Below are 18,671 nucleotides of genomic sequence, written 5' to 3' on the forward strand. Positions count from 1 at the left end.
AGGCTCGGCCAGTACGTAGGTTTCGGCGCCCTCCTCGCCCTCGCGTTCGGCGCCTCTTTCCTGCCCGAGTCGGCCACCCGCATCTCGGACGGGTCGGCCTGGCAGGCGTGGAAGCACCGCGCTGACGAGGGCGGCGGCCCGAGAACGCTGAAGGTCGCCACGGTCACCTTCGCCAACGGCGGCGACACCCTGTGTTCGCCACCGCCGGCCCGGGCGGGACGAGCGTGGATGCCGTGGTCTTCCTGGCCGGGGTGGCCGTGCGGTGCTTCGCACTCAGCCGACGGGGGCACGTCGTGCTCCCGTCGGTCCTCATCACCCTCGGGCTGCCGATCCCCATCGAGGGCGGCGCCGGCCGGCCGGTGGCCGGGCCCGATCGTCCGGGCCCGGCCTGACCGCCGGCACGAAGGCGAAGACGCCCTCGCCGTCTCGCCGGCGGGCGCGCCGCACAGACACCGGGCCTGACCGCCGCACGCCCACGATCAGCCTCTCCTCGTCGCATTCAATGCGGTTCACGAGCGGGGCGAGCCGCCCGTGCTCCGCACCCATGGGTCGAACGGCGTCGTTTCAACGACTACTTCGACTGATCCGGCTTCGACGGCTGGTCCGGATACGAGGGCTTTGACGGGTGCTCGGGGGAGTCGGGCTTCGACGGATGCTCGGGGAAGTCAGGCTTCGAGGGGTGCTCCGGGATCGCGGGCTTCGAGGGGTGTTCCGGGACGTCAGGCTTCGACGGATGCTCCGGAAACGCCGGCTTCGAGGGGTGCTCCGGGACGTCAGGCTTCGACGGATGCTCCGGAAACGCCGGCTTCGACGGGTGCTCCGGGACGTCAGGCTTCGACGGATGCTCCGGAAACGCCGGCTTCGACGGGTGCTCCGGGACGTCAGGCTTCGACGGGTGCTCCGGGACGTCAGGCTTCGACGGATGCTCCGGAAACGCCGGCTTCGACGGGTGCTCCGGGAACGCCGGCCTCTCCGGGAACGCGGGCTTCGAGGGGTGCTCCGGGAACGCGGGCTTCGACGGATGCTCCGGAAACGCCGGCTTCACGGGCTGCTGCGGATACGCCGGCTTCTCCGGGAACGCGGGCTTCGACGGATGCTCCGGGAAAGCAGGCTTCACCGGCTGCTGCGGATACGCAGGCTTCACCGGAAACGCGGGCTTCACAGGTTGCTGCGGATACGCAGGCTTCACCGGATGCTGCGGATAAGCAGGCTTCACGGGCTGCTGCGGATACGCCGGCTTCACAGGTTGCTGCGGATACGCCGGCTTCACAGGTTGCTGCGGATACGCCGGCTTCACAGGTTGCTGCGGATACGCAGGCTTGACCGGCTGCTGCGGATACGCCGGCTTCACGGGCTGCTGCGGATACGCGGGCTTCACCGGATGAGCGGGATAAGCAGGCTTCACCGGATGGTCCGGATACGCAGGCTTCACCGGATGGTCCGGATACGCAGGCTTCACCGGATGCGCCGGATACGCGGGCTTCACCGGCTGAGCCGGATAAGCAGGCTTCACCGGATGGTCCGGATAAGCAGGCTTCACCGGATGGTCCGGATACGCAGGCTTCACCGGATGCGCCGGATACGAGGGCTTCACCGGATGCGCCGGATACGAGGGCTTGACCGGGTGCTGAGGGTACGCGGGCTTCACCGGATGATCCGGATACGCGGCCTTCTCCGGCTGCTGCGGATGTGCGGGCTTCTCCGGGTACTCGGGCTTCACGGGCTGAGCCGGATACGCGGGCTTCCCCGGATGTTCCGGATAAGCAGGCTTCCCCGGATGTTCCGGATAAGCGGGCGGTGCCGGTGAGGGCGGGTGTGGGGTGGTGAGGTCCTGGGCGTAGGCGGTTCCCGCGTTCGACAACGCGGCAGCGCCAAGCGCGGCGGCCATGACAGCTGGCGTCAGAACGGATCGCCATCGTGGCGATTTCGTCATGTTCTCCACTCTCCTCGACTCGGTTCGGGGCTTCGTGACGGCCGGTCAGTACCAAGAGCCGGATAGTGGAATGATCAGAAAATCGGAGACATGAATAACGCTCTGACGGCCATAAGCCACCGGATGGTGTAGCGCAGGAGGCCAGTTGGCCCGAGTAGCGGCGAAGCTCCGGGCCGGTACGGGTTCATGAGCCGGCCGGGCCTGAACCTGGCGGCCGCCGCTCCAACCGGTGCACGCCCTGGCGGCGTACTCCACCCCCGCAAACCGCTCCATCACAAGGAGAGAATTAACCGAAAATGTCCGCTTTGGTGCGTATAGTTCTTCGATGGTGCGGGCTGTGACCCCGACCTGATCCACGGTCATCAACCCCCCGCTGCGCCGGCCCCGGCCGCCCACAAGCAAGGAGCACCGAAGAGTGAAGCCCCAGCGGAAGAGCAGGCTGCGTACCCTGGCGGCCGGCTCGGTGGTTGTTTCCGGCGCCTTGCTCCTGACGGCCTGCGGCTCGAGCAGCGGCTCCGGGTCGTCCGACGGATCGTCCACGGCTGCCGCGCCGACCACCACGGCCGCCAGCGGCGTCAAGTGCGGCAAGGCGGCCCATGTGCCGGCTTCCGGCTCGACCGCGCAGGAGTTCGCGATGAAGTTCTGGATCAAGAACTTCACGCACGCCTGCCCCGGCACTCGGATCAGCTACGAGGGCAACGGCTCGGGTAGCGGCCAGACCGATTTCCTGCAGGGCAAAACCGCTTTCGCGGGGTCCGACTCCGCACTGAGCGCCGACCAGATCACCCAGTCCAAGAGCGTCTGCTCCAACGGCGGCCGGGCCGTCCACCTGCCGGTGGTCGGCGGCCCGATCGCCCTCGGCTACAACCTGCCGGGAGTCAGGAAGCTGGTCCTGGACGCGTCCACGCTCGCCAAGGTCTTCGATTCCCGGATCACGAAGTGGAACGATCCGGCGATCGCGAAGCTGAACCCCGCTGCCAAGCTGCCGTCGACGTCGATCCGCGCGTCCCACCGCTCCGATTCCTCCGGCACGACGGACAACTTCACCTCCTATCTGAGCGCCGCCGCACCGAGCGCCTGGCCGCACGGGCACAGCAAGGAGTGGAAGGCCAAGGGCGGCGATTCGGCCAAGAAGTCCGCGGGCCTCGTCGACCAGGTGAAGAAGACCACGGGTGCGATCGGCTACGTCGAGCTGTCATACGCGATCGCCCGAGACATTCCCACGGTCTCCATCGACACCGGCGCAGGCACTCCCGTCGACGCCAGTGTCTTCACGGCCTCCAAGGCGATCTCCACTGCCAAGGTTGCCGGAAACGGCGACGACCTCGTGCTCGAGCTGGACTACGCCACCAAGACCCCGGGCGCGTATCCGATCGACATGGTCACGTACGAGATCGTCTGCGACAAGGGCAACAAGCCGGCCACGTGGCCCGCCACCAAGGCGTTCCTCACGTACATCGCCGGCGTGAAGGGCCAACAGGACCTGAGCTTCGAGGGCTACGCGACGCTCCCGGCCGCCATCGTGAACCAGGTCCGCAGCAAGATCAGCACTCTGTCCTGACCCGACCGGACCGCGAGACTTCAGCCGCCCGCGGTCACGGCCTTGAGCTCGTCCAGTGACTCCCGCATCAACTGCGCCATCGTGCGCTCCTCGCCCGCCTCGACCCAGCGTTCGAAGCCGATCTTGAAGACGGCGACCCCCGCCTCGGCGGTCAGGCTTGCGGCCGGCTCCGGCACGCCGCGTCGGCGCAGGGCGTCGGCGAGCGCGGCGGACAGTGAGGCGAGCTTGATCAGCTCGCGTTCCTGGAGCACCGCGTTCGCCACGATGACGGCGTGTCGCCGCCGGGCGTGTCCGTGGCGGCCGACGAACTCGGTGGAGACCGCATCGAGGCCGGCCGCGACCGCGTCGATCGGGGCCGCGGACTGCGGAGCCTCGGCGACCGCCTTCACAAACAGCTCCTGCAACGCACTGGAGCCGCCGAACAGCACCTCGCGCTTGTCGGCGTAGTGCCGGAAGAAGGTCCGCTCGGTGAGGCCGGCCCGGTTGGCGATCTCCGCCACCGTGGTCTGTTCGTAGCCGCGCTCGCCGTAGAGCTCCAACGCCGCTTTCGCCAGGCGTTCGCGCGCGTTCGGCTCCCATCTACCCATGGGCAGATCCTACGTGGTGACAGTCCCTGACATCACATGTTAGCGTCGATGACAGTCACTGACATCGACAGGTTTGGGGCTCTCCCATGCGCATCTTCGTGACCGGCGCGTCCGGCTGGATCGGCTCCGCCCTCGTTCCCGAACTCCTGGACGCCGGACATCGGGTCGTCGGGCTCGCCCGTTCCGACGCCTCCGCCGCCACCCTCACCGCCGCCGGTGCAGAGGTGGTCCGTGGCACCGTCGACGACCTCGACGTCCTGGCCGGCGCCGCCGCCGCATCGGACGGGGTGGTGCACCTCGCCTTCAAGCACGACCTCGCCTTCAGCGGCGATTTCCAGGGCGCCGCCGAGGCCGACCGGCGCGCCGTCGAGACCCTCGGCGAGGCGCTGGCCGGCACCGACCGTCCCTTCGTCCTCGCCTCCGGGCTGGTGGGCCTCAAGCCGGGGCAGGTGTCGAGCGAGCGGGACATGCCCGCGGTCGACGGCTCTCCTGTGTCCATCCGGTCGGCCACCGCCACGTCGTTGCTCGCGCTTGCCTCGCGCGGAGTGCGGTCATCCGTGGTGCGGCTGTCTCCGACCTGCCACGGCGAAGGGGACAACGGGTTCATGGCCACCCTGGTCGCCATCGCCCGGGCCAAGGGGGTCTCCGGCTACATCGGCGAGGGCGCCAACCGCTGGCCGGCCGTCCACCGTCTCGATGCCGCACGGCTGTTCCGCCTGGCGGTGGAGAAGGCCCCGGCAGGCGCGGTACTGCACGGCGTCGCGGAGGAAGGCGTCCCGATCCGCGACATCGCCGAGGTGATCGGCCGTCACCTCGATGTGCCGGTCACCTCGGTGGCTCCCGAGGCCGCCGTGGAGCACTTCGCGTGGCTGGGCCGCTTCCTGGCACTCGACGGCCCGGCGTCCAGCACCCTGACCCGCGAACTGCTGGACTGGCAGCCCACCGGCCCCGGCCTCCTCGATGACCTCGACAAGGGCCACTATTTCCACGCCCCTGCCACCGCCTCCTGACCACGCGGCCGTACCTGCGGACGGCGGAGGACAGGCCCTCAAGCGGGGCGACCGACCGCCGCCTGCCGGTGCGCCGGAGATCGAACGGGACGGCGGCCGGTACGCGGGAAGTCGCCGCGACGATCCGGGACTTCCTCGCTGACCACTGAGCGACGGCCCGACGGGACGCCGGGCCGGACCGGCCAGGAGGCGAAGGGCGTTCAGGTGCGGATGAGTTCCAGCGCCTGCCTCAGGTTGTGTTCGGCGATGCCGGCCATGAACGACCGGTCGGGGAAGTCGCCGTCGAGGAGCCGCAGCGGCCCCGCGGTCAGCGAGAGCCGCTGGGCCAGCAGATAGAGCGCGAGCCGGTCCTCGTCCAGCCCGTCGGCCGCCAACGGCCCGTAGGCGTCGTGCAGGCGGATCTCCAGGAAGACGTGCTCCCACTCGACGTCGAAGTACATCGCGCCCTCGATGTCGATCACCACCGGGTTCTTTTCCGGGTCCACCAGCACATGATCGGGGCCCAGTTCGCCGTGTACGACCGCGTACTCCGAGCGCGGCCGCACTGCCTCCGCCAGGCTCAGCAGCCGCTCCTCCAGTCGCTCGTGGGCCGCCGCGATACGCGGGTCGCGCGATGCCGCCTCGGCGAGGTCCCGCAAGGCCCGCTCCAGTACGACGCCCTCGCACGACGTCCCGCGTGACGTTCCGCCTGCTTCGATCACGGCCACCTTGCCGTAGCCGGGCGCCCGATGACGCCCCATCGCCTCCAAGGCCTCCCTGAGCCGGGTCACGACCGGAGCAGCCGCGCGGGGATCGCGGGCGAGCAGTTGTTCCAGGTTCTCGCCCGGGACGTCCTCGACGATCGCCAGGTCGGCCGGGCAGTGGGCGCCGTCGCGGTCGACCAGTCGGATCGCCGGGACGCGGACGCCGAGCGCTTCGAGTCGCGTGTGCGCGGCCTCGAACAGGTCGAGGCCGAGACCGGGCGAGAACGGGTCGGTGAGGTCGTCGTCCCCCTCGGCCGTCGGCCAGTAGTTCTCGGTGTCGTCCCACAGGTAGGCGATCGCGGTCGTCGCATCGTCCATCAGCAGGCGGTACACGCCCTTCTTGCTGCCGCCCGCGATCCGCCGGACCGTCTCCAGCCGCCGCCCGGCGCCGAGCGCGTCCCGCGCCGCAGTCGCCAACTGCTCCCGCGTCGCTGCCCTGAGCTCCACGTCCCGAACCGCCCCTTCGTCACGACAACCCGCGCACCTTACGGGAGCAGCGTTGCCCAGGCGATCGGTTTGTGCCGCCGATGGCGCCTTCGGGCGTGCCCCGTCGCTGTCCGGACTGCAGTGCGGTCCCTCAACACCAGTGGGGCCACTCCAGTCGGCTGACGACCCGTCACCAGGAGGTGCCCACGGTGTGACCCCGAGCGGCACGGGAAAGGCCTGGGCGTCCGCCGCGAGGAAGTGCTTCGCGGATACGGGCCCAGGCCGTCGCCCAGTGGATGGAGATCGTGCGCCTCGTCTTTCCCGGCTGATGCCGGCAGGCGATGCCTGCGTGCGCCGGCGTGGCGTCAGGCGGGCTGCGGGGCGGGCGTTGCCGGAGCGGCCGCGACCTTGCGGGTCTCGCGCATCATCAGCAGGCCGCTGACCACCATCAGTGTCGCGGTCAGGCAGTGGACACCGAGCGCCGTGGCCACGGAACCGTGGTGGGCCAGCACGGTGGCCATGTCGCCGTATGCGGCGAGGGCCTCCACCATCAGCACCCAGCCCAGCGCCCGTCGCTGGCCCGTCACCAGCAGGATGCCCAGGACCAGGGCCAGGACGACGTCGCGGATTCCCTTGATGATCAGGAAGCCGCCGCCGTCGCCGGACGGCCAGCTCGGCAGACCGAAGGTCGGCGCCGTCGTCTCGGGGCTCAGGATGAACTCGCCTCCGAACCAGAGGATGAAGAGGATGAAGGCGGCGACCAGGACGGTGTTGATCTTCTTCAGTAACACTGTTCTTCTCCTTGCGGGTCTTCGTCAGCTTGCTGAGATCGGTGAGCTTTGTGGAGCCTGCGGCGGCCGGGCTCAGGCGAGGGCGGCGACCAGCAGGGCGAAGGCGGCGACCAGCACGGCGACGCGGACGTAGTGGTAGCGGTTCCAGCGGTTCAGCTGCTGCTTCCAGTCGGCGGGCCGGTTGTCAGGGGTCCACGTCTTGTTGCGGTTGTTGATCGGGACGAGCAGCAGAATCGACATGATCACGCTGAGGATCAGCAGCGCGCCGGCGGTGACGACGAGGCCGGTCCCGTGGTGGTGCCACCCGGCGACAGCCCAGATGCCGGCAAGGACGAGTGAACCGATGTACCAGAACGGCATCACGGCGCCGAGCATCCGTCCCCCGTGGGCATGGCCGAGTTGGCCACTGTCCTCCGGGAGCGCGTCGAGGATCCGGTTGACGACGAAGGCGACGGAGAACTCCACCCCCACCATCACGCCGACGACCACGGTGGTGAAGACCTCGAGTGCGGTGAGCATGATGACCCCTCCTGAAATCTAGCATCGCTAGCGGATGAGGCAACGCTAGTACTGCTGCCGCTCGATTGTCTAGCGGTGCTAGGATTCGAATCATGTCGGTACAGGAACGCAAGCAGCGCGAACGGGCGGAGCGCGAGCGCCTCATCGTCGCGACAGCCCGCGAACTCGCGGAGCAGCAGGGCTGGGACGCGGTCACCACCCGCCGGCTCGCCGAGCGCATCGAATACAGCCAGCCGGTCCTCTACAGCCACTTCCGCGGCAAGCGCGAGATCATCGGCGCCGTCGCCCTCGAGGGTGCCACCGAGCTGGCCGGCGCGGTGCGGGCCGCGACCTCCGCCGCGAACGGCACGCGCGAGCGGGTCGCTGCGCTGGCCCGCGCCTACCTGCTGTTCGCCGAGCGCAACCCGGCGGTGTACGACGCCTTGTTCCAGCTCGACGGCGGCCTTGCGTACGCGCAGGACGACACCCCGGAGCCGCTGAAAGACGCCTTCGCCGCCCTGCTGGAGACCCTGGGCGAGGTCGCCGGGAACGGCGTCGACCCGGGGCTGTACACCGAGACCTTCTGGGCGGCCCTGCACGGCCTTGCCACCCTGACCCGGGAGGGACGGCTGCCGCCGGAGGACACCGAGCAGAGGGTGGAGCTGCTGGTGAGCCGGCTCGCCGTCATCTGACCCATCGTCCGGGCGGGCCCGCAGCCGGACGCTCGGGCCCCGCCGCTGCCTGCCTGCGGCAACGCTTCCCGTCCCGGACGGTGCGATGTCGTGCAGGCGCGCCGGCCACAGGCCCGGGTCGGTCTTCCGGGGGTGTCTTCGCGGTGGTCCGGCGCCCCCACTTCAACGCCGCCGCTCTCGCCGAGTCGGTATACGCAGCTTCGACCTGCTGTTGGCTGCAACTCGAAGCCGGGCCGGCCGGCCCCCTGCGGCCGCCGGGCCGTCAACTGCCAGGCCGCGGTCCAACGCGCCGGCACGCCGCTCCCGGCGGGCACCTCTGCGTCGACGGCTCCCGCAACCGACGCTGGGCTTCTCCGGTCGTCGCTCCGTTCCCCGGGCCAAGGGGTGTGATGATGCGTAGGGGTGTCGCCTCCGCTAGTTGCTTGCTTCAGGTCTCGTGGCGGATGCGGCTGCAACGGCCGTGGCCAGCGGGTCGCGGGCCGGGCGGCCGAGGAGGTCCGCGAGGTCGGATGTGGTGCCGTCCAGGAAGCCGTGTCGGACGGCCGTGGCTATCGAGGCGAGCATGGGCGGCTGGAACGGCAGCAGCCCCGGCGTCTCCTCAAGCAGTCTGCGCCGGTACTCGCCCAGGCTGATGGCGCGGTGCGGGACCCCGAGCCGTCCGGCCACCTGCCCGGCCGTGACCGGCGTACCGACAAGGTCGTAGACGCGTCCGCGGTGACGGGTCGGATCCGACGCGACGATCGCCGCGGCATCGGCGAGATCCTCTCGCGCGACGGCGGCCAGGGCGCCGTCCCCGAACGCCGTCTCCACAGCGTTCCCGGCCCACATGAGCAGACCTCCGAAGAGTTCGGCGTAGAGGCCGTTGCGCAGGATCGTCCATGGCAGGCCGCTTGCCTGGAGCAGGCGCTCGGTCGCTCGGTGCGCGAGGGCGAAACCCAGGTGGTCGCCGGCCTCGGTCAGGCTCGTGTAGACCACGTGCCCGACGCCGTCCCGGACAGCGGCATCCAGCACCGCCGCATGCCGCTCGACGACCTGGTCGTCCTCGCCGTAACCGGCGGAGATCAGCACCAGGGTCGACACACCGGTGAGATCGAGGCTCCCATGGTCGTCGAAGTCGAGGCGCCGCATCCCCGGGCCCGGCGTGCGGCTGCCGCCGCTCGCGATGACGTCACAGGCACGCAGGGCCGCAAGCGTGGCCGCGCCGAGGTTTCCGCTCGCTCCGGTCACCAAGATCATGTCAGTCGCAGTCTTCCGTCGTGGTTCTCATCGGTAACTACGCTTGATCCTTGACCGCACAACCACCGGCCACAAGAAGGCAGTTCGATGTCACTCACGCACACCGGGGTAACCACCACCCCCGCCGACCTCGAGCCCTGCGGACGCGAGGACCACCCCGACTGCGGCATCCGCGACGTCCTGGACCGCATCGGGGACAAGTGGTCGGTGCTCGTGATCGTCGAACTCGCGGGCGGTCCACGCCGGTTCCGCGAGTTGCAGCGCGCCATCGACGGCATCTCCCAGCGCATGCTCACCCTCACCGTGCGCAGGCTCGAACGGGACGGCCTCGTACTGCGCACCGTCTACCCGAGTGTCCCGGCCCAGGTCGATTACCGTCTGACCGAGACGGGGGCCGGCCTGACCCACTTGGTCAAGGCGCTCGCCGACTGGTCGCTTGCGCACCGTGCCGTCATCGCCGAGGCACGGCACGCGTACGACCGGGCCCACCCCGACCACGACATCCGCTGACGAGAACCGTCATCGGCGCACATGAGGGACCAGCGCCGGGACTCGAGCGCGGTAGGCGTCGTAGGACGCGCCGAACTGGCCGGCCATGAGGTCGTCTTCGATCCGGACCCGGCGCAGCAGCCACGGTATGGAGACCGCCGTCAAGGCGATCCAGACGCCGAAGCCGCAGGCGAGCATGGAGCCGGTGACCAGGCCGAGCAGGCCGGTGTAGATGGGGTGGCGGACCAGCCGGTAGGGGCCGTCGGTGCGCAGCTCATGGTGCGCCTGGACGGTCGGGACGCTGGCCCACATCGTGCCGAGAACCCAGCGGGCCCACAGCAGCAACGCGATGGAAGCGACGGCGAGCAGAGCGCCCAGCACGGCGAGTTCGGGCTGCCAGAACTGCAGATGGCGCCAGAAGCCCCGCGAGTGACGGACCAGTGTGGACACGGCAAGTGCGCCCGCGATCAGCAGAAGCCGGCGAGGCAACGTGCGTCGCAGACCGTGCGCCCAGCCGCGCAGACCGGCCCGGCTCTTCACGCCGAAGTAGACGGCGCCCGCGATCCAGGCCGCGACGAAGACCAGGACGCAGGCAGCGGTGAGCGCGACGAGTGCCGAGTGGAGAGAACCCATGCCTCAAGCCTGCTCCGCGCACCCAGTGGATCACCACCACCCACGGGTCGATGGAGAGACGTCCACCCACGGGCGGAGAGGCTGAGCCGGGGCCGAGCCCGTTGGAGGAGAACGAGCCAGGCCCTTTCGTCGCGCTGGCGCCCCCGACAGCGGCGTGCTCTCCTGGGAGTATCTGCAGGAGAGCACGCCGATGCGCCACATCCGGACTTCCGCCCTCGCATCCGCCCGGTCACCCGCGCCGACCGGAACGGGTGGGGGCCTGCTGCCGGCGCGGGATCTGGCGGTCGCCTGGCTTCTGGTCGTCCTGATCGCGGTGCCCGCCTGGGCGCTGACCATCGGGCAGGCCCGCGACATGGGGGTCGAGCCCGGCACGATGGGGATGGCGCTGCCGCTGTTCCTGCTGCTGTGGGTGACGATGATGGCGGCCATGATGCTGCCGTCCATGGCACCGGTGGCCATCACCTGGGTGCGGGGCATCGGCCGGCAGTCCTCCGGCTGGACGCGGACCCTGCGCACCGCCGAGTTCGTGGGCGGGTATCTGCTGGTGTGGACCGCGTTCGGGCTGCTCGCCTACGGGGCCCTCGCCCTCACCGGCCGCCTGGTGGACGACCGTCCGACCGCCGGACGCTGGATCGGTTCGGTGGCCTTCCTGCTCGCAGGCCTGTACCAGCTCGGCCCCCTCAAGTCCGTCTGTCTGCGGCACTGCCGCGACCCTCTCAGCCACCTGGTGCACTACGCGGGGTTCCGCCGGCCGGCCCGAGATCTTCGAGTGGGGGCCCACCACGGCACCTACTGCGTGGGCTGCTGCGCGGGGCTGATGGTCGTCCTGCTCCCGCTCGGGGTGATGAACGTGGCGGCGATGGCCGGGCTGGCCGTGGTGATCTTCGTCGAGAAACTGTGGTTCCGTGGTCCGCTGCTCGCACGGGCCGTGGGTGTCGCCTTCCTCGTGCTGGCCGCGCTCGCCCCGTTCCAGGACTGGCTGCTCCCGGGGCTGCAGGGGTCGATGCCGTCGATGGACGGTATGTGACTCACTTGCCCTCGAACGCCCGCCCGCCGGGCGCCCCGTCGGCAGCTGACGAAGCCCGCGTGTCTCCTTCCGTGAGGGAGACGACTGACCGCTCCCTGCCCAGCTACTCACCGTAGAACTGCGCCGGCCCGCCGAACGGTCCGGCCTCCCGGACGGAGAGGGTGCGCTCCACGGCCTCGGCCTGCTCCTCACCGGCCGAGTTGTCCACAACGAGTCCGCCCCGGGTCACTTTCCATGATGATGGCGGCGGAGCGTCGTCCATCACCCATCGGCATTTCGCGGTACGTCATTCCGGACCCGACGAAAAGAGAAGTAGGTGCCCTGTGGAAGCGATCGGCCACGCGCTGTCCATCGCCGGGTCGATGACCTGGGAGGTCACCTGGGCGCTGATCCTGGGATTCGCCCTGTCGGCCGTGGTGCAGGCGGTGGTGCGCCGGTCGACGGTCGTGCGGCTGTTGGGGGACGACCGGCCACGGACCCTCGCCCGGGCGGCGGGGCTGGGGGCGGCCTCGTCGTCCTGTTCGTACGCGGCCGTGGCCCTGGCCCGTTCGCTGTTCCGCAAGGGCGCCGACTTCACGGCGGCGATGGCGTTCGAGATCGCCTCCACCAATCTGGTGGTGGAGCTCGGCGTGATCCTCGCGCTGCTCATGGGCTGGCAGTTCACGGCGGCGGAGTTCGTCGGCGGGCCGATCATGATCATCGTACTCGCGGTGCTGTTCCGCCTGTTGCTGCGCGAGCGGCTGCTGAGCCGGGCGCGGGAGCAGGCCGAACGCGGGATCGCCGGGTCGATGGAGGGCCACGCGGCCATGGACATGTCGGTGCGGGCGGAGGGCGGCTTCGCCCGGCGCCTGTTCTCCGGGGACGGCTTCACATCCGTGGCGCACATCTTCGTCATGGAGTGGGCGGCGATCCTGCGGGACCTGGTGGCGGGGCTGCTGATCGCGGGGGCGATCGCGGCCTGGGTGCCGGACGACTTCTGGCGCACGTTCTTCCTTGCGGACCATCCGCTCGCCGCCAAACTGATCGGCCCGCTGGTCGGACCACTGGTGGCCATTGCCACGTTCGTCTGCTCGATCGGCAACGTGCCGCTGGCCGTGGTGCTGTGGAAGGGCGGCATCAGCTTCGGCGGGGTGATCGCCTTCATCTACGCCGACCTGCTGATCCTGCCCATCCTGAACATCTACCGGAAGTACTACGGCGCCCGGACGGCCGTCTTCCTCCTGGGCACCTTCTTCGCCGCGATGGCCGTCGCCGGATACGTCGTCGAGTTCGCCTTCGGCGGGCTCGGCCTGATTCCCGACCAGGCCGATGCCACGGTCCCCGAGGAAGGGATCACCTGGAACTACACGACCTGGCTCAACCTCGTCTTCCTGCTGCTGGCCGCGACCCTGCTCGTCCGGTTCTGGCGCACCGGCGGCCCGGCCATGCTGCGGATGATGGGCGGCTCACCCGACGCCGGGGAGCACGAGCACGGGCAGGGGCACACCCACAGTCCGCGTGAGACGTGAGACGGGTCTGTGGGATAACCCCCATGCGAGTCGACCTGCCTGCCGGATGGTCGGCGACCGGGTCGCTCCACAAGTCTGGACGTGGTCATTTCACCCGTACGGACAAGGGAGTTCAGACATGCAGACCCGTCGCGCCGCCCTGCTGTCGGCCATGGCAGCACTCGCCGTGTCGGCCGTCCCCGTACGGGCCGCGGCCGCGGCCGCCGAGCCGCGCACGGCCGGGCCGGTGCAGCTGAGGCTGCCCGCGCCCAGCGGACCGTACCCGGTGGGGACGGTCTCGTTGCGGCTCGTCGATGCCTCGCGGGCCGACCCCTGGGTCGCGTCGCAGCCGTACCGGGAGCTCATGGTCGGCATCCGCTATCCGGCCCGGACCGCCGGCGGCTGTCCGGCCGCACCCCAGATGCTTCCCGGCGAGGCCGCCGGGTTCGCGGCCCTGAACAGTTTCATCGATGTGCCGAGCAGTCGGGTCGACTGGGCCGCCACCCGCACGCACGCCCACCAAGGCGCCCCGGTCGCCCGGGACGGTGGTCCCTTCCCGGTCGTCTGCTACTCCCCCGGTGCCGGGGACCCGCGCTCCCTGGGCACCACACTCTGCGACGACCTCGCCTCCCGGGGCTACGCCGTGGTGACCCTCGATCACACCTATGACGCCTGCGCCGTCGAGTTCCCCGGCGGCCGCGTCGAACGCTCCGTCCTGCCAGCGGAGTTCGCCAAGGCGTACCCGGACCAGCAGCGCATCACCGCCCTGTTGCGCAAGACCATGGCCGTACGCGTGGCCGACACGCGCTTTTTGCTCGACGCACTGCCGAGCGCGCTGCCCCAAGTCCTGTGCGGGAGGCTGGACTTCGGCCGCATCGGCATGTTCGGCCAGTCGGCAGGCGGCTTCACCGCCCTGCAGACCATGCACGACGACCCGCGCATCGCAGCAGCGGCCAACCTGGACGGTGTACTCGCGTACGTCCAGGAGGACAGCACCCCCGGCAACCTGTCCACCGTCGCCGCCGAGGGCCTCGACCGCCCCTTCCTGCTGATCGGAAAGGACGGCAACGACCTCGGCACGGTGCCGTCCTGGCGGGCCCTGTGGCGCAACAGTCGCGGCTGGCACCGGGGCTTGAGCCTGCGGGGCGCACAACACGCCACGTACACCGACGCCGAAGCCATGATCCCGCAGATCGCCGGGCGGCTCGGCCTGCCCCGCAACACCGTCGTCGAGAACATCGGCACCATCGCCCCGCGGTGCGCGATCACCGCCCAACGGGCCTACGTCGCCGCCTTCTTCGACCGCTGGCTGCGCGGCCGTGACGACGGCGGCCTGATGGACGGGTCGTCCGGCTGCCCTCCGGAAGCGGGGCACTTCTGAGAGCTGAGCGGCAGCTGTCAAGAGCGGGGAATCGGTGGCCTGAACCGATACCGACCGCTACGTTGTCGCTTGCCCACAGGCGCAAGGGGGCGGTGGTCGAGGGGGCCGCCGGTCCAGGACGAGGAGCGTGCCATGACCGAGGAACCGGCCGTCGACCGTGAGGCCGTGCTGGCGCGGCTGGACCTGACCACCCCGCATTCGGCACGGGTGTGGAACTACTGGCTGGGCGGCAAGGACAACTACGCCCCCGACCGTGCCATGGGCGACCAAGTCCTGGAGTACTTCCCGGAGATCGTCGACTCGGCCCGGGCCGACCGGGCGTTCCTTGGCCGTGCGGTGCGCCATCTGGTCGGCGAGGCGGGCATCCGCCAGTTCCTCGACCTGGGCACCGGCCTGCCCACCGCGGACAACACACACGAGGTCGCCCAGCGGCTGGCCCCCGCGGCACGGATCGTCTACGTGGACAACGACCCGCTGGTCCTGGTGCACGCCCAGGCCCTGCTCACCAGCAGCCCCGAGGGCGTCACGGACTATCTGGACGGCGACGTCCACGAACCCGGACCGATCCTCGAAGGCGCCGCCCGGACGCTGGACTTCACACAGCCGGTGGCTCTCATGCTGCTGGGCATCATGCAGTTCGTCGGCGACGACGAGCAGGCGTACGAGATCGTCGACCAGCTCGTCGCCGCCCTGCCCTCCGGCAGCTACCTGGCGCTCGCCCATCCCACGGCCGAGGTCCACACCGAGGCCATGACGGCGGCGGTGGCCAGCTGGAACGAGCAGGGCTCGGCGCCGATGAAACTCCGCAGCCGCGAGCAGTTGCTGCGCTTCTTCGAGGGTCTGGAACTGCTGGAGCCGGGCGTGGTGTCGTGCTCGCGCTGGCGTGCCCAGCAGCCCGAGGTCGGCGAGATCGTCGACGTGACGCAGTTCTGCGGGGTGGCACGGAAGCCCTGAGGCAGCCCTTGAGGGCCGGTCGTCACGACCGGCCCTCAAGGATGTCGTGGGCCTTGCGGACGGCGTCGCGGTTCCAGCGGCGCTGCTTCTCCAGCTTCGGCCGGTTCTCGGCGATGAGCTGGTTCTGGATGCGTACGTCGACGGCGTGGACGGCGCGGACGTAGCCGGTCTGCTGCTTGCAGCGGGCGTCGGCGGTCGCCGTCTGCTTCTCCAGGGCCGAGGGTGCGTCGGGGTCCTGGGGCCGCGCGGAAAGCCGTGCCTCCAGTTCCTCGCGCCGGCGGTCCTCGCCGGTCTGCGCGTCCCCGGGGGTGGCGTAGTGGTACCCCGCCTTGCGCATGCAGACCGACCACGCCTTGTCCGCCTTCTTCCAGACGGGGTCCTTCATGCCCTGCTGGAGGCTCTTGGACTCCAGTTCCAGGACCGGATCCCTGCGGTCCTGCGGGTTGCTTCCGTAGATCGCACGGTCCGCCTCGCCGAGACAGCCGCGGCGCGGGATGCGGTGGCCGTGCACGGACTTCGGGTCGTCGCCGAAGAACTCGCCGGTGAGCGCGAGGTATTGGGAAAGGGCCCATGTCCTGTGCGGGTGGCGGCGCTCGTACTCGATCCGCGCCGCCTGATAGCCGTAGCGCGCGGCCTGCCGGGGGTCCTGGATGCCGTAGCGGAAGTCGTCGTCGGCGTAGGCGACGGCCGTGAACACGCCGGTGCCCGCCGGGCGTCGGGGCCAGTCGGGCAGGGGGTCGATGTCGAGGTTCTTCAGGTCGGCGAACCCGAGGCGGACCATGCACTGCTTGGCGAGCGTCCAGCGGGCCGTGCCGACGGTGTGTCCGGCGTCGGACATGTCGTACGCCGCCAGCGGCAGGAACCGCGGGTCGCTCGACGAGGTGGGACCGGCCTCGGGCGTCGGCGAGTCGGACGGCTGCTCGCACCCCGCCAGGGCGAGGGTGGAGGCCAGGAGCAGTAAGAGGGGGGCGGCTGCGCGCATGGGGCCAGCTCAACAGGGGCCGAGGGCGGCAGACCGTGGTGGAGGCCACAGTTCCGCGTCACAGCCGCATCACAGGTGTCGCATACGGCTTCGGACGCGGCTGGCCGCCCCCACCACGGCCGAGGTGAGGGCGGCGCGGCGCGGCGCCGGTCAGCGGGCCGCGAGAAGCTCCAGGGTGTCGATCACCCGGTTGGAGAAGCCCCACTCGTTGTCGTACCAGGCGACCACCTTGATGTGGCGGCCGTCGACGCGGGTGAGGGCCGAGTCGAAGATGGAGGAGGCCGGGTTGCCGGTGATGTCGGAGGACACCAGCGGGTCGTCGGAGTACTCCAGGACGCCGGCCAACGGGCCCTCGGCAGCGGCGCGGTAGGCGGCCAGGACGTCGTCCCGTGTGACGTCCCGGGCGACGGTGGTGTTCAGCTCGACGATCGAGCCCACCGGGACCGGGACGCGGATCGAGTCGCCCGACAGCTTGCCGTCGAGGCCGGGCAGTACGAGGCCGATCGCCTTGGCGGCGCCCGTCGTGGTGGGCACGATGTTGATGCCGGCGGCGCGGGCGCGGCGGGCGTCGCGGTGCGGGCCGTCCTGGAGGTTCTGCTCCTGGGTGTAGGCGTGCACGGTGGTCATGAAGCCGTGCTCGATGCCGGCGAGTTCGTCGAGGACGGCGGCGAGCGGGGCGAGCGCGTTGGTCGTGCAGGAGGCGTTCGAGACGACGGTGTGCAGCTCGGGGTCGTACGCGTCGGTGTTGACGCCGTAGGCGAGGGTGACGTCGGCGCCGTCCGACGGCGCGCTGACCAGGACCTTCTTCGCGCCCGCGTCGAGGTGGGCGCGGGCGGCCTTGGCCGAGGTGAAGCGGCCGGTGGACTCCAGGGCGACATCGACGCCGAGTTCCGCCCAGGGCAGCTGTGCCGGGTCGCGTTCGGCGAGGACCTTGATGCGCCGGCCGTCGACGACGAGGGTGTCTCCCTCGACGGTCACCGGGCGGCCGAGCCGGCCGGCCGTGGAGTCGTAGGCGAGCAGCCGGGCGAGGGTGGCGGGCTCGGTGAGGTCGTTCACGGCGACGATCTCGATGCTGCTGTCGCGTTCCAGCAGGGCACGCAGCACATTGCGTCCGATGCGGCCGAATCCGTTGATGGCGACGCGAGTCATGACTACCCCTTGGTGATCTCTGCGGCTCGTCTGGGTTCACCACCAGCCTGGCGTGCGGGGTCCGTGCGTGGCCGTGGCGTGAGCGCCATGGTTCGCAAGGATCGCGCCAGGGGCCTGGCTTTGGTCATTCGCCTCGGGTGAAGGTGCGCCGGTACTCGCTCGGCGTGGTCCCCAGGATGCGCTGGAAGTGCAGGCGCAGGTTGGCGCCGGTGCCCAGGCCCACGTCATTGGCGATCTGCTCGACACTGCGCTCCGAGCGTTCGAGCAGCTCACGGGCCAGGTCGATGCGGGCGCGCATGACCCACTGCATCGGCGTGTATCCGGTGTCCTCGGCGAAGCGCCGCGAGAAGGTGCGCGGTGAGACCGCGGCGTGCTGGGCGAGGGTGTCGAGACTGAGGGGTTCGTCGAGCCGGTGCAGGGCCCACTCGCGGGTGGCGGCGAAGCGCTCGCCGAGCGGTTCGGGCACGCTGCGCGGCACGTACTGCGCCTGGCCGCCGCTGCGGTAGGGGGCCGCGACCAGGCGCCGGGCCGCGTGGTTGGAGGCGGCCACGCCGAGGTCACCGCGCAGGATGTGCAGGCACAGGTCGATGCCGGAGGCGGCGCCGGCCGAGGTGAGCACACTGCCCTCGTCGACGAACAGGACGTTCTCGTCGACCTGGATCAGCGGATGCTTCTCGGCGAGGGCCCGTGTGTAGTGCCAGTGCGTCGTGGCGCGTTTGCCGTCGAGCAGGCCGGTGGCGGCGAGCGCGAAGGCGCCGGTGGAGATGGCGGCGAGGCGCGCGCCCCGCTCGTGGGCGGCGACCAGAGCGTCGACGACGGCCCGCGGCGGGTCCTCGCGGTCCGGGAACCGGTAGCCCGGCACGAACACGATGTCGGCCCAGGCGAGCGCGTCGAGTCCGTCCGCGACGTGGTACGCCAGCCCGTCGCCACCGGTCACCAGCCCGGGCGCCGCCCCGCACACCCGCACCTCGTAGGGCATGCTCGCGCGGGTCGTGAACACCTGCGCGGGAATGCCGACATCGAGCGGCTTCGCGCCTTCGAGGACCAGGACGGCGACGCGATGGAGGCGGGGGGTGGGCACGGGACCAGGGT

Annotated in this window: 21 protein-coding genes; 9 read left to right on the forward strand and 12 right to left on the reverse strand. The window is 70.4% G+C overall.

All coding sequences use genetic code 11. The features are described 5' to 3' along the window. Nucleotides 1-191 precede the first annotated feature (191 nt). Nucleotides 192-392: a hypothetical protein gene (locus ACWC1K_RS02495; RefSeq protein WP_450828172.1), complete on the forward strand. Its 201-nt coding sequence runs from the start codon at nucleotides 192-194 to the stop codon at nucleotides 390-392. A gap of 179 nt (nucleotides 393-571) precedes the next feature. Here ACWC1K_RS02495 and ACWC1K_RS02500 read toward each other — a convergent pair whose 3' ends face one another. Both ACWC1K_RS02500 and ACWC1K_RS02505 read right to left on the reverse strand, forming a co-directional pair. Then, on the reverse strand, nucleotides 572-1,888 hold the full coding sequence (locus tag ACWC1K_RS02500; protein ID WP_450828174.1) for a hypothetical protein: 1,317 nt from the start codon (nucleotides 1,886-1,888) through the stop codon (nucleotides 572-574). A gap of 90 nt (nucleotides 1,889-1,978) precedes the next feature. After that, nucleotides 1,979-2,593: a hypothetical protein gene (locus ACWC1K_RS02505; protein ID WP_450828176.1), complete on the reverse strand. Its 615-nt coding sequence runs from the start codon at nucleotides 2,591-2,593 to the stop codon at nucleotides 1,979-1,981. Between ACWC1K_RS02505 and pstS the strand changes: the two genes are divergently transcribed. Next, on the forward strand, nucleotides 2,568-3,494 hold the full coding sequence (gene pstS, locus ACWC1K_RS02510) for a phosphate ABC transporter substrate-binding protein PstS (protein ID WP_450828178.1): 927 nt from the start codon (nucleotides 2,568-2,570) through the stop codon (nucleotides 3,492-3,494). The genes ACWC1K_RS02505 and pstS overlap by 26 nt on opposite strands. Before the next feature lie 20 nt (nucleotides 3,495-3,514). Here the strand turns inward: pstS and ACWC1K_RS02515 are convergent, their stop codons facing one another. Then, complete coding sequence (locus ACWC1K_RS02515) at nucleotides 3,515-4,081, reverse strand: TetR/AcrR family transcriptional regulator (protein ID WP_450828180.1); 567 nt, start codon at nucleotides 4,079-4,081, stop codon at nucleotides 3,515-3,517. An 86-nt stretch (nucleotides 4,082-4,167) separates the two neighbouring features. Here ACWC1K_RS02515 and ACWC1K_RS02520 point away from each other — a divergent pair, with 86 nt between their 5' ends. Then, a complete protein-coding gene (locus tag ACWC1K_RS02520; protein WP_450828182.1) occupies nucleotides 4,168-5,091 on the forward strand; it encodes an SDR family oxidoreductase in 924 nt (307 codons plus the stop codon). A gap of 200 nt (nucleotides 5,092-5,291) precedes the next feature. Here the strand turns inward: ACWC1K_RS02520 and ACWC1K_RS02525 are convergent, their stop codons facing one another. From ACWC1K_RS02525 to ACWC1K_RS02535, 3 genes are all read right to left on the reverse strand, one after another. Further along, nucleotides 5,292-6,167 (reverse strand): phosphotransferase family protein, encoded by an 876-nt coding sequence (locus ACWC1K_RS02525; protein ID WP_450828697.1) that lies wholly within the window; start codon nucleotides 6,165-6,167, stop codon nucleotides 5,292-5,294. A gap of 458 nt (nucleotides 6,168-6,625) precedes the next feature. After that, nucleotides 6,626-7,051, reverse strand: coding sequence for a DUF4267 domain-containing protein (locus tag ACWC1K_RS02530; RefSeq protein WP_450828184.1), 426 nt, complete (start codon nucleotides 7,049-7,051; stop codon nucleotides 6,626-6,628). A gap of 72 nt (nucleotides 7,052-7,123) precedes the next feature. Further along, nucleotides 7,124-7,570 (reverse strand): anthrone oxygenase family protein, encoded by a 447-nt coding sequence (locus ACWC1K_RS02535; RefSeq protein WP_450828186.1) that lies wholly within the window; start codon nucleotides 7,568-7,570, stop codon nucleotides 7,124-7,126. A gap of 92 nt (nucleotides 7,571-7,662) precedes the next feature. Between ACWC1K_RS02535 and ACWC1K_RS02540 the strand changes: the two genes are divergently transcribed. After that, nucleotides 7,663-8,241, forward strand: a complete 579-nt coding sequence (locus ACWC1K_RS02540) for a TetR/AcrR family transcriptional regulator (RefSeq protein WP_450828188.1) — start codon at nucleotides 7,663-7,665, stop codon at nucleotides 8,239-8,241. A 414-nt stretch (nucleotides 8,242-8,655) separates the two neighbouring features. On the opposite strand, the gene ACWC1K_RS02545 is transcribed toward ACWC1K_RS02540, so the two are convergent. Continuing rightward, on the reverse strand, nucleotides 8,656-9,477 hold the full coding sequence (locus ACWC1K_RS02545) for an NAD(P)H-binding protein (protein WP_450828190.1): 822 nt from the start codon (nucleotides 9,475-9,477) through the stop codon (nucleotides 8,656-8,658). 87 nt (nucleotides 9,478-9,564) lie between these two features. On the opposite strand from ACWC1K_RS02545, the gene ACWC1K_RS02550 reads away from it, so the two are divergent. Then, nucleotides 9,565-9,987 (forward strand): winged helix-turn-helix transcriptional regulator, encoded by a 423-nt coding sequence (locus ACWC1K_RS02550; protein WP_450828192.1) that lies wholly within the window; start codon nucleotides 9,565-9,567, stop codon nucleotides 9,985-9,987. 9 nt (nucleotides 9,988-9,996) lie between these two features. On the opposite strand, the gene ACWC1K_RS02555 is transcribed toward ACWC1K_RS02550, so the two are convergent. After that, nucleotides 9,997-10,599: a methyltransferase family protein gene (locus ACWC1K_RS02555; protein WP_450828194.1), complete on the reverse strand. Its 603-nt coding sequence runs from the start codon at nucleotides 10,597-10,599 to the stop codon at nucleotides 9,997-9,999. Nucleotides 10,600-10,789: 190 nt separating this feature from the next. On the opposite strand from ACWC1K_RS02555, the gene ACWC1K_RS02560 reads away from it, so the two are divergent. Then, the gene (locus ACWC1K_RS02560; RefSeq protein WP_450828196.1) at nucleotides 10,790-11,626 is read left to right on the forward strand and encodes a DUF2182 domain-containing protein; all 837 of its coding nucleotides are present in this window, start codon (nucleotides 10,790-10,792) and stop codon (nucleotides 11,624-11,626) included. A gap of 103 nt (nucleotides 11,627-11,729) precedes the next feature. Here ACWC1K_RS02560 and ACWC1K_RS02565 read toward each other — a convergent pair whose 3' ends face one another. After that, on the reverse strand, nucleotides 11,730-11,855 hold the full coding sequence (locus tag ACWC1K_RS02565; RefSeq protein WP_450828198.1) for a hypothetical protein: 126 nt from the start codon (nucleotides 11,853-11,855) through the stop codon (nucleotides 11,730-11,732). A 94-nt stretch (nucleotides 11,856-11,949) separates the two neighbouring features. On the opposite strand from ACWC1K_RS02565, the gene ACWC1K_RS02570 reads away from it, so the two are divergent. The 3 genes from ACWC1K_RS02570 to ACWC1K_RS02580 all read left to right on the forward strand — a co-directional run bounded on the left by ACWC1K_RS02570 (nucleotide 11,950) and on the right by ACWC1K_RS02580 (nucleotide 15,448). Beyond that, on the forward strand, nucleotides 11,950-13,134 hold the full coding sequence (locus ACWC1K_RS02570) for a permease (protein ID WP_450828200.1): 1,185 nt from the start codon (nucleotides 11,950-11,952) through the stop codon (nucleotides 13,132-13,134). A 118-nt stretch (nucleotides 13,135-13,252) separates the two neighbouring features. Next, nucleotides 13,253-14,494, forward strand: coding sequence for an alpha/beta hydrolase family protein (locus tag ACWC1K_RS02575; protein ID WP_450828202.1), 1,242 nt, complete (start codon nucleotides 13,253-13,255; stop codon nucleotides 14,492-14,494). A gap of 132 nt (nucleotides 14,495-14,626) precedes the next feature. Next, nucleotides 14,627-15,448 (forward strand): SAM-dependent methyltransferase, encoded by an 822-nt coding sequence (locus ACWC1K_RS02580; protein WP_450828204.1) that lies wholly within the window; start codon nucleotides 14,627-14,629, stop codon nucleotides 15,446-15,448. A gap of 22 nt (nucleotides 15,449-15,470) precedes the next feature. Here the strand turns inward: ACWC1K_RS02580 and ACWC1K_RS02585 are convergent, their stop codons facing one another. From ACWC1K_RS02585 to ACWC1K_RS02595, 3 genes are all read right to left on the reverse strand, one after another. Continuing rightward, the gene (locus tag ACWC1K_RS02585) at nucleotides 15,471-16,430 is read right to left on the reverse strand and encodes a hypothetical protein (protein ID WP_450828206.1); all 960 of its coding nucleotides are present in this window, start codon (nucleotides 16,428-16,430) and stop codon (nucleotides 15,471-15,473) included. Nucleotides 16,431-16,580: 150 nt separating this feature from the next. Further along, a complete protein-coding gene (gene gap, locus ACWC1K_RS02590; RefSeq protein ID WP_450828208.1) occupies nucleotides 16,581-17,579 on the reverse strand; it encodes a type I glyceraldehyde-3-phosphate dehydrogenase in 999 nt (332 codons plus the stop codon). Between the two features lie 124 nt (nucleotides 17,580-17,703). Then, nucleotides 17,704-18,660 carry a GlxA family transcriptional regulator gene (locus tag ACWC1K_RS02595; RefSeq protein WP_450828210.1) on the reverse strand — a complete coding sequence of 319 codons (957 nt, stop codon included), beginning with the start codon at nucleotides 18,658-18,660 and terminating at the stop codon, nucleotides 17,704-17,706. Between the last annotated feature and the right edge of the window lie 11 nt (nucleotides 18,661-18,671).

This window comes from Streptomyces sp. NPDC001492 (assembly GCF_053597275.1).